The following is a 9,599-nucleotide window of genomic DNA, read 5'->3' as shown; positions in this document are numbered from 1 at the left end:
GCCACGGGAGCGGCGGCCGCAGGAGCGGCGGCAGCCACGGGGGCGGCGGCCACAGGAGCGGCGGTGGGGGTATCAGCCTTGGCCACCGACACCTGATAGGGCTTGCCATCGATGGTGATGGTGAAGTTTCCCGTGCAGTCCTCCCGGTCTCCCATCTTCAGATAAGAGGGCTGGTAGGACGCGGCAAAGGGCTGGATGGCACGGCTCACATAGCCGGGGGTCTGGGGCACGGGCACCGCGGCATAGTAGACGGGGCCGGCAAAGGGCGCGCGGGGAGCGGGAGCCGCAGCAGGGGCGGCGGGCGCAGCAGGTTTCACAGGGGCAGCCTCCTTTTTCTTCTTGAACCCTGTGGCACGGTCCTCAAAGAAGGCCATGGCCACCTGGGGGAACGCGATATAGGACAGGACATCCTCGTCACTCTTGGCCTTGTCGCCCAGTTCCTTCTTGGTCTTTTCAAACTCGGGCTCCAGGGAGTCGGCGAAACGGCCTTTCACCACAGGGGTGTTGCCCAAAATCTTCTTCTGAATCTTGGCATCGATGGGGGCAGGGGTACGGCCGTACTCACCCCGGCAGTAGGCCTTGATCTCTTTGCCCACCACCTTGTAGCGCTCGCCGGCCAGTACATTCTGCACAGCCTGGGATCCCACCATCTGGCTGGTGGGGGTGACCAGGGGCGGATAACCCAGGTCGGCACGGACCTTGGGGGTCTCGGCCAAGGCCTCGTCCAGCTTATCGATGGCGTTCATCATTTTGAGCTGGGAGATCAGATTGGACAGCATGCCGCCGGGGATCTGGTAATTCAGGCACTGGGTATCGGTGGCCATGGAGATGGGGTCGAGAGTCCCGTCAGCCAGGAAGTCGGCCCGGACGCCCTTGAAGAAGTCGGCCATCTTGACGAGGACCTTGTCGTCCAGGTCCACCTGGTAGCCAAGCTGGCGCAGGGCGTAAGCCAGAGTCTCGGTGGCAGGCTGGGCGGTGCCGCCGGAGAAGGGGGAGATGGCGGTGTCGATCACATCGGCACCCGCCTCCACCGCCTTCAGATAGGTCATGAACGCCAGGCCGGTGGTGCAGTGGGTGTGGACCACCACCGGCAGTTCGGGGACCGCGTCCTTGATGGCGGAGACCAGGTCATAGGCGTCCTTGGGCCCCATGATGCCCGCCATGTCTTTGATGGCGATGGACTTTACGCCCATTTTCTGGAGATCCTTCACCATGGCTACGTTCTTTTCCAGGGTGTGGACCGGGCTGGTGGTGAAGCAGATGGTACCGGAGGCGTGGGCCCCCTGCTTGACGGTCTCGTCGATGGCTACCTCCAGGTTGCGCACATCGTTCAGAGCGTCGAAGATACGGATGATGTCGATGCCGTTCTTGACGGAGTACTCCACGAATTTACGCACCACGTCATCGGGATAGTGCTTATAGCCCAAGATGTTCTGGCCTCGCAGCAGCATCTGGAGCTTGGTATTGGGCATCTTGGCCCGGATCTTCCGCAGCCGCTCCCAGGGGTCCTCCTGGAGATAACGCAGGCACACGTCAAAGGTAGCGCCGCCCCACACCTCAGCGGAGTAGTAGCCAGCCTTGTCCATGGTCTCCAGAATGGACTCGAATTTGTCATAGGGGAGGCGGGTGGCGATCAGCGACTGGTTCGCGTCACGCAGCACTGTCTCTGTAAAGTTGATCTTTCTCATGTTCATCTGACCTCCGTGATGCTTTTTCAAAGCTGGATTCTATGAAACATAAACAGGGGCAAAGACTTTTCCGGCGTCCCTTCTGGACGGCAGAAAGGGCCGGTTTCCCCCTCCGGCCTGAATCTTATGGTTATTTTAGTATATTTTTTGCCTGGGTGCAAGTCTTTCTGTGCAAATTGGCCCACTTTATCCAGTTATGGAGCAAGATTCAGCAACCGGCCCTGATCGGGCAGGGCATCGGCCCCTATGGTACACGCCACTCTCCTTCTCCACGCAGGAACGGGGCCTGCCCCTCCGCTGCTCCCCGGTCATCGGCGCACCGGGGCCGCCCGGCCTCTCCTCAGGCACGGCCCTGCCTGAAACGCAGAGACCGGGAGCCTGTCTCCCCGACCCGCAGCTCTGCCGCGGCTGGGTACAGGCTCCCGGTCCAGTCATCCGGAGATCCGTCAGCGCTCACTGCATACCACAGCTTCCTTGCGGGCAGCAGGCTCACTCTCAAAGATCATGTCGTCGATGTCTTTATCCTGACGCATCTGATTCCAGATACTGTTCTTCTTCTCACGAAGCATCGTCATGTCGATCTCTCCTTTCCATGGGAACGTCATTTTATCATTTCAGGCAACAAAAACGCCACCGCTGCACTACTGCAAACGATGGCGGAGAAAATCAGGCTGAACTGGAAAAACAAGATTTTTGGGGGTCACCCCAGATCATGTTGGCTCCTATGCACAGTCTGCACGCACCGCTTGCAGTCCCACCTCTCTCCCTGGGTCACATAACGCTGAGATCTCATCTGTGCTCACCTCTTTCTCCGCCGCCCGTTTCTTTGGCAGCTGTGTCTCTCAACAGGCAGGACAACTTTCCCCTTTTTGTCCATTCCGACGCTTTTTTCTCCATACTGCCGGAGCGTCCAGCGCCTCCCGCCGGCTGATTGTTGTTATTGTAAACCTCTCTTCTCCAAATGTCAAGAAAATTTTTTGTAAAAAATGAAGGCCTGCCCCATCCCCCCCTTCATTTTCCCGGGAGGCCCACCCACCGTAGCACAAAGCGGGGGCCGCACATCCGTGCGGCCCCCGCTGTTCTCTGTGATTCAGTCCTCTTCGGCCGCCGCGTCATAGGCAGCCCGCCCTCCCGACGGGCTCCCCGCGGCGGTGGCGCTGGCCGCCGCCCGGAAGCGGGCCCGGGACTTCTTGATCTCGTCATAGGCCTCCGCCACCGCCTCCTCGGTGCGGCGCAGGGCGTCCTCGCAGTACTCGTTGGCGGAGCGCTTCAACTCCCGGCTGCGCTCCTCCGCCTGGCGCATCAATTCAGCAGAGCGCTGCTTGGCCTGGTTCAGCACGGACTCCTCTGCCAGCATGCGCTGCGCCTCCACCTCCGCCTGCTTGCGGATCACCTCCGCCTCCCGCTTAGCCGCGGCGATATAGTCGTTCCGGGAGGCCACCAGCTTCTTAGCCTCTCCCAGCTCCACAGGGAACTGGGCCCGGATGTCATCGATCAGATCCAGGGCGCGGTCCCGCTCCAGCACGCACTTGTCGCTGGAAAGGGGCATATTCTTGGCCTCATCCACCATTTCAAAGAGCATGTCCAGCAGCTCTTCCACACCGCTTGCCATCAGTCATTCTCCTTTTCCTGCGCCTGGCGCATTTTCCGGTCTACGTCGTCCACGATCTCCCGGGGGACGAACTCCCCCAGGTCTGCTCCATACCGGGCCATCTCCTTCACCACGGTGGAGCTGAGGTAGGTGTACTTATCGCTGGAGGCCAGGAACATGGTCTCCAGCCTGGGGTTCAGCTTGCGGTTGATGACCGCCATCTGGACCTCCTGCTCAAAGTCGGATACCGCCCGCAGGCCCTTCACCACCACATGAGCCTTCCTGCGCTTGGCATAGGCGGCCAGCAGCTCGTCGGAGAAGTCAACTTCCACGTTGGGAAAGCGGGCAGTACACCGTTCCAGCAGCTCCACCCGCTCCTCCGGGGTAAACAGCCCGTGCTTCTTGGAATTCACCATCACACAGACGATCACCCGGTCAAAGCACTGAGCGGCCCGCTTGATGATGTTCAGATGCCCCAGGGTGACAGGGTCAAAGCTGCCGGGATAGATAGCGGTCTTCATGATCTCGGGTCACTCCCCTGACGGCGGTAAACTGTCAGTTTGATCCTGCCGTACCGGTATTCCCTCCCCTTTTCATAGGGAGGTGCCAGCGGGGGAAGCTCCCTCTCCGCGGGACTTTCGCAAATCATTATACCATGTTCCGAAAGAATGTCAATCTTCGACACCAGCTCCAGAGTCTGCTCCAGCAGCTGGGTCTGATAGGGCGGGTCCAGGAATATGACACCAAACCGCTCCCGGCACCCGCTGAGGAAGGAGATCGCATCCCCCTGCACCACTCGGCCCGCCTTCTCCAGTCCGGTGGCCTTCAGGTTCTCCCGGATGAGGGCAGCAGCCTCCCGCCGGGCGTCCACAAAGGTGCATCGCTCCGCCCCCTGGGACAGAGCCTCGATCCCCAGCTGTCCGGTGCCGCCGAACAGGTCCAGGACGCTCCGCCCCTCGATCTCGAACTGGATGATGTTGAACAGGGACTCTTTTACCTTGTCGGTGGTGGGCCGGGTGTCCATCCCCTGGAGCTCTTTCAGTCTTCTGCCCCGTGCGGAGCCGGAGATCACTCGCATGGTCACTCTTCCTTTCTCTCAGCCTGATCCTGATTTTCTGTCTCTCCCCTGCGGAAATACTGGTACACCGCCTGGGCCGCGCTCTGGGGGACCGCCCGCTCCAGCTCCTCCAGAGATGCCTGCCGGATGGCCTTCACGCTTTTGAAGTGCTTGAGCAGCTGGGCCCGGCGCTTTTCCCCCACCCCGGGTATTTTGTCCAGAACGGAGCCTTTTACGTGTCCCGCCTGGAGCTGCCGGTGGTATTCGATGGCGAAGCGGTGGGTCTCCTCCTGGATCTGCCCGATGAGGGAGAACACTGCCGGCACCGCCTGGATACCGATCTCCCGCCCGTCGGGGTGGACCAGGGCCCTGGTGCGGTGCCGGTCATCCTTCACCATGCCGAAGGCCGGGATGTCCAGCGCCATGGCCTCCAGCACCCGCCTGGCCACCCGCACATGCTCCAGACCGCCGTCAATGAGCAGCAGGTCGGGCTTCTCCACAAATTTTTCATCCCCGTCCAGATACCGGCGGAACCGCCGGGTCAGCACCTGCTCCATGGAGGCGTAGTCGTCCGGGCCCTCCATATCCTTCAGCTTAAAGCGGCGGTAGTCCCGCTTCAGGGGCCTTCCGTCCACATAGACCACCATGGAGGCCACGATGTCACTGGCTCCAGTGTTGGAGATGTCGTAGGACTCCATCCGCCGGGGGGGCTCCTCCATGCCCAGCATCCTGGCCAGAGCCTCCAGCAGCTTGTTCTGGCGTTCCTCCCGGGTGGTGGCCCGGGCCACCTCTTCTGCCGCGTTCTGGTTGGCCAGCCGGATCAGATCCATCTTTGCCCCCCTCTGTGGGGTCACCAGCTCCACCCGGCGGCCCACCTGCTCGGAGAGCATCCGAGTCAGCGGGACCTGGTCGGGCAGCTCACAGGGCAGCAGGATCTGCCTGGGCAGCCGGCTTCGTCCCACATAGTACTCCCGCACCAGGGAGGAGAGGACCTCCTCCTCGTCCTCCTCCATGGGGGTCTCCAGCAGGTCCATATCCTTGGCCGCCAGCTCCCCCTCCATGTAGTGCAGGACCACGAAGCAGCTCTTGGCTGTCCCCCGGAAAAAGCCGGTGACGTCGGTATCCGCCAGGGAGCCCGCCACCACCTTCTGCCGCATCCCCAGCAGCTCGATGGCCTGGATGCGGTCCCGCAGCTCCGCCGCCCGCTCGAAGCGCAGTTCCTCCGCCGCCCGCTCCATCTCGGCGGCCAGGTCCGCTTTGACCTCCTTGAACCGCCCCTCCAGCAGGGAGACCGCCTGGGCGATGGCCTCCTCATGCTGCTCCTTCATCTGGAGGCTGCGGCAGTAGCCATCGCACTTGCCCATGTGGAAGTTGAGGCAGGGGCGCTCCTTCCCAATGTCCCGGGGAAAGCGCTTCCCGCAGGAGGGCAGGCGCAGGGCGGAGCGCAGGGCGTCCACGATAGCCTGGGTGGCGTGGCGGCTGGCGTAGGGGCCGAAATAGCGTGCCCCGTCCTCCGCCGCTCGGTTGGCCAGGGAGAAGCGGGGGTACTCCTCCCCGGACAAGCGGATGTAGGGGTAGCCCTTGTCGTCCTTGAGCAGGATGTTGTACCGGGGCTGGTGGCGCTTGATGAGGGAGTTCTCCAGTACCAGGGCCTCAAATTCGCTGTCCGCCACGATCACGTCAAAGTGGTCGATCTGGGACACCATGGCCCGGGTCTTCTCCGTGTGAGAGGCGGAGTCCTGGAAATACTGGGACACCCGGTTTTTCAACGCCTTGGCCTTGCCCACATAGATCACCGTGTTTTTGGCATCCTGCATGATATACACGCCTGGCTTCAGAGGCAGGGCGTGGGCCTTTTCCTTCAATTCGTCAAATGTCATAGGGGGCCTCCCGGGGAGATGTTAAAAAAGGCACCGCGCGAAGCGGTGCCTTTCGGATCTGCGCTGTGTGGCTCACTCGGAAAAATCGGAAGAGATCATCTTGAACAGAGCCTCCACCGCTTCCTTCTCATCCGGACCATCCGCAATGAGCTTGATAGGAGTACCTTTGACAATACCCAGGGAGAGCACGCCCAGAAGGCTCTTGGCGTTCACCTTGCGCTCGTCCTTCTCCACCCAAATGGAGCTTTTGAACTCGTTGGCTTTCTGGATAAAGAACGTGGCGGGTCTGGCATGCAGGCCTACCTGGTTATTGACGACCGCTTCCTGACTATACATATCCGTACCTCCGCACTCGATTTGTGTGTTACTAGCATACCAAATTCATCCCGCATCCGTCAATGACATTTTTCACAAATCTGCCTTCTTTTCTCAACAAAAATTGCGGGAGGTCCACGGCATTCGGCGGCAGATGCCCTTCTTCCCGGTCTCCGCCCACCGCTGGGCCGGCCGTGCGCGCTTCTGTCCCCCTGGAAAGAGGGCCCGGCCCCTTACCGCAGCTCCGCCACGGTGACGCCGTCCTCCCCCTCGCCGTAGCGGCCGGGGCGGAAGGATTTGATATAGCGGCTGCGCTTCAGATGCTCCCGCACCGCCTTGCGCACCGCGCCGGTCCCCTTTCCATGGATGATGGTCACGCTCTCCAGCTTGCCCATCATAGCAGTATCCAGGAAGCGGTCCAGCACCGCGATGGCCTCGTCGGTCATCATGCCCCGCAGATCGATCTCAGAGGGGGCCGCGGCGGCGCGCAGGGTGTGCTGGGCCCGCTGGACGATGCGCCTGGCCTCCTTCTGGCTCTGGGTCTCGCCCTCCACTACCCGCACCTCGTCCTGCTTGGCGGTGATCTTCAAGATCCCCGCCTGGAGCTGGAGGGTGCCGTCCTTGTTTACCGACAGGACGCTGGCTCTGGTCCCCATGGATACCAGCTCCACCGTATCCCCGGCCCGGGCCGGCCGGGTGGGGGGCGGGGCCTCCGGCTCCTGCGCCGCCCCGCCGATGGACCGCTCCGCCTCGTTGAGCAGGCGGCGGGCCTCCGCCCGTCCGTCGTTCACCTGCTGCCAGTCCAGGTCCTGGCGCTTTTTCAGCTCCTTCAGTTCGGANATCGGATAAAAAGCCGGGCGCTCCCTTTCTTGTATCCCCATCTGGGTGTGGATAAGGCCCCGCCCCCGCCCCCCCCCCGCCGATGGACCGCTCCGCCTCGTTGAGCAGGCGGCGGGCCTCCGCCCGTCCGTCGTTCACCTGCTGCCAGTCCAGGTCCTGGCGCTTTTTCAGCTCCTTCAGTTCGGAGAGGGCCAGGTCGCTGGCGTCTCTGGCCTCCTGGATGATGGCCCGGGCCTCCGCCTGGGCCTTCTCCACCACCTTGGAGCGCTCCTCCTCCAGCCGCTTCCGGTACTCCCGGGCCTTGCCCGCAGACTGCTCCATCTCCAGCTTCAGCCGCCGGGCCTCCGCCCGGTCCTTCTCCATCTCCTGGCGCTGCTGGTCCAGCTTGGTGAGTACGTCTTCAAAGCGCACGTTCTCCGCATCCAGCCGGGCGGCCGCCCGGTCGATGATCTCCTCCGGCAGGCCCAGGCGCCGGGAGATAGCGAAGGCGTTGGATTTGCCCGGGATGCCCATTACCAGCCGGTAGGTGGGGGCCAGGGTGTCCACATTGAACTCGCAGGAGGCGTTCTCCACCCCGGGGGTGGTCATAGCGTACACCTTCAGCTCGGCATAGTGGGTGGTGGCCGCCACCAGTGCCCCCAGCTCCCGGGCACTCTCAATGACGGCCGCCGCCAGGGCGGCGCCCTCCACCGGGTCGGTGCCTGCCCCCAGCTCGTCGAACAGGATCAGGGTCTGACCGTCCGCCTCCTTCAGGATGCCCACGATGTTGGTCATATGGGAGGAGAAGGTGGACAGGGACTGGGCAATGGACTGCTCATCCCCGATGTCAGAGAGCACCCGGCGGAAGACCCGCACCGTACTGTCCGACTTGGCAGGGATGTGCAGCCCACACTGGGCCATCAGTGTAATGAGGCCCAGGGTCTTGAGGGTCACCGTCTTGCCGCCGGTGTTGGGACCGGTGATGACCAAGGTGTCGAACCGGTCTCCCAGCTCCAGGTCGTTGGCCACCGCCTTCTTTTTATCCAGCAGGGGGTGCCGCGCTCCCCGCAGCCTCAGGTACCGTTCCGACAGGCCGGGCTGGCTGGCCTCCATCTTCAGGGAGAGCTGTCCCCGGGCGAAGATGGTGTCCAGCAGGATCAGCAGGGTATAGTCCTCCCCGATATCCTCCTTATGGGCGGCGCACTGGGCGGACAGCTCCGCCAGGATGCGTTCGATCTCCTTTTTCTCCCTGGCCGCCAGCTCACGCAGCTCGTTATTGGCCTTCACCACCCCCATGGGCTCAATGAAGAAGGTGGAGCCGCTGGAGGACACGTCGTGGACCAGGCCGGGGATGGCGTTCTTGTGCTCCGCCTTCACCGGTACCACGTACCGGTCGGAGCGGATGGTGATGATGGACTCCTGGAGGTATTTGGACTGGTTGGAGGAGATCAGCCGCTGGAGGATGTCCCGCACCCTGGCCTCGGTGGAGCGCATGTGCCGCCGGATGGAGGCCAGCTCGCTGCTGGCTGAGTCGGCGATCTCCTCCTCACTGAGGATGGAGTTGGTGATGCTGTCCTCCAGGAAGCGGTTTGGGGTCAGGGAGCGGAACAGGTGGGAGATGACGGTCTTCTCCTCGCTGTCCCCGTAGTCCCGCGCCCCCCGGGCGCACCGCAGCACAGAGGCGATGTCCAGCAGCTCCCGGGTAGACAGGCTCCCCCCCATGTCCGCCCGCTGGAGGCTGGCCGACACCGGCTTCACCCCGGAGAAGCCGGGGCTCCCCCGCAGAATGAGCATCTTTACCGCGGCGGAGGTCTCCTCCTGCGCCCGGGCCACGTCGTCCAGATCAGTGAGGGGACGCAGTGCCAGGCAGCGCTCCTTTCCCTCCAGGGTGGCCGCGCAGTCGGCAAGAAGAGCCAGCACCTGGGGCAGCTCCAGGGTGGCCATAGATTTTTCAAACAGTTCACTCATATACAAAACTCCTGGATCGTTGGTCACATTCCATTTTGGCGGTTCAAGGACCGCCGTACACGTTTTATTGTCTCATAAAAGCCTCCGGTTGACAAGCCCTGGGCCTCGCTCCCTGTATTTTTTGCCCACTCCCGCCGGCCGAGCTCCACATACGCCCGCCCTGTCACCATGGCGGCAGGGCGGGCGTATGCTATTTGACCCGGTCCCAGCCCTCCTGGTCCAGGTCCTCCACTGCACTCACCCTTTTGCAGTACCAACCAGGCCCTCTCATAGCGGAAGGT

The 9,599-nt window shown here is 62.6% G+C and carries 7 protein-coding genes and 2 pseudogenes; all 9 read right to left on the bottom strand.

The features are described from left to right. Positions 1 to 1,688: pyruvate carboxylase subunit B (locus tag BN1969_RS07580; protein ID WP_147577157.1), on the bottom strand; the 1,688-nt coding region annotated here is incomplete at its 3' end. A 446-nt stretch (positions 1,689 to 2,134) separates the two neighbouring features. Further along, positions 2,135 to 2,263 (bottom strand): hypothetical protein, encoded by a 129-nt coding sequence (locus BN1969_RS18865; RefSeq protein WP_256183476.1) that lies wholly within the window; start codon positions 2,261 to 2,263, stop codon positions 2,135 to 2,137. 515 nt (positions 2,264 to 2,778) lie between these two features. Next, a complete protein-coding gene (locus BN1969_RS07575) occupies positions 2,779 to 3,300 on the bottom strand; it encodes a hypothetical protein (RefSeq protein WP_050623744.1) in 522 nt (173 codons plus the stop codon). After that, on the bottom strand, positions 3,300 to 3,800 hold the full coding sequence (gene coaD / locus BN1969_RS07570) for a pantetheine-phosphate adenylyltransferase (protein WP_050623743.1): 501 nt from the start codon (positions 3,798 to 3,800) through the stop codon (positions 3,300 to 3,302). Before coaD ends, BN1969_RS07575 begins: the two co-directional genes overlap by 1 nt. Then, positions 3,797 to 4,357 carry a 16S rRNA (guanine(966)-N(2))-methyltransferase RsmD gene (rsmD, locus tag BN1969_RS07565; RefSeq protein ID WP_050623742.1) on the bottom strand — a complete coding sequence of 187 codons (561 nt, stop codon included), beginning with the start codon at positions 4,355 to 4,357 and terminating at the stop codon, positions 3,797 to 3,799. The genes coaD and rsmD overlap by 4 nt, the downstream gene beginning before the upstream one ends. A 2-nt stretch (positions 4,358 to 4,359) precedes the next feature. Next, positions 4,360 to 6,216, bottom strand: coding sequence for an excinuclease ABC subunit UvrC (gene uvrC, locus BN1969_RS07560; RefSeq protein WP_050623741.1), 1,857 nt, complete (start codon positions 6,214 to 6,216; stop codon positions 4,360 to 4,362). Positions 6,217 to 6,288: 72 nt separating this feature from the next. Beyond that, positions 6,289 to 6,552 (bottom strand): HPr family phosphocarrier protein, encoded by a 264-nt coding sequence (locus tag BN1969_RS07555; RefSeq protein WP_050623740.1) that lies wholly within the window; start codon positions 6,550 to 6,552, stop codon positions 6,289 to 6,291. A gap of 212 nt (positions 6,553 to 6,764) precedes the next feature. Next, positions 6,765 to 7,370 (bottom strand): annotated as a pseudogene (locus tag BN1969_RS19180) (Smr/MutS family protein); the annotation flags it as partial. Positions 7,371 to 7,392: 22 nt separating this feature from the next. Then, positions 7,393 to 9,318, bottom strand: a pseudogene (locus tag BN1969_RS19075) (endonuclease MutS2); the annotation flags it as partial. Positions 9,319 to 9,599 lie beyond the last annotated feature (281 nt).

Origin of the sequence: Clostridium phoceensis (assembly GCF_001244495.1) — a bacterium.
Taxonomy (GTDB): Bacteria; Bacillota; Clostridia; order Oscillospirales; family Oscillospiraceae; genus Lawsonibacter; species Lawsonibacter asaccharolyticus.
This window is presented reverse-complemented; position numbering and strand designations above follow the sequence as displayed.